Origin of the sequence: Bacillus sp. NTK074B, assembly GCF_017303375.1 — a bacterium.
Taxonomy (GTDB): domain Bacteria; phylum Bacillota; class Bacilli; order Bacillales; family Bacillaceae_B; genus Rossellomorea.
Map to the genome: position 1 here is coordinate 1 of NZ_JAFKOH010000317.1, position 244 is coordinate 244.

The window sequence follows — 244 nt, forward strand, 5'->3', positions numbered from 1 at the left end:
GATGCGGGCGCGATCAACTGAGCTTCCCGGTGGCGGCATGGTCCGAAGGATTCAGCTACAACCGGATGGCGCACCACAACGACATATACGCTTCGCCGCTGGTCAAATTTGGGTGGCACGCGGCCTGGAAGGACAAGCCTGATAATGTGGTTTACCGGCCAGAGCGGGAGCGGATCGCGGCGCGCGTGGCAAAGCTAGAGGAAGTGGCTGGATATGGCGGATACGATTGGAGAATATACTAATG

The 244-nt window shown here is 58.2% G+C and carries 1 protein-coding gene; it reads left to right on the forward strand.

Going from position 1 to position 244, the window contains the following annotated elements; all coding sequences use genetic code 11:
- Positions 1 to 242, forward strand: a 242-nt coding sequence (locus tag JI667_RS22515) for a hypothetical protein (protein ID WP_206858771.1), incomplete at its 5' end; no start/stop codon positions are given.
- Positions 243 to 244: the final 2 nt, after the last annotated feature.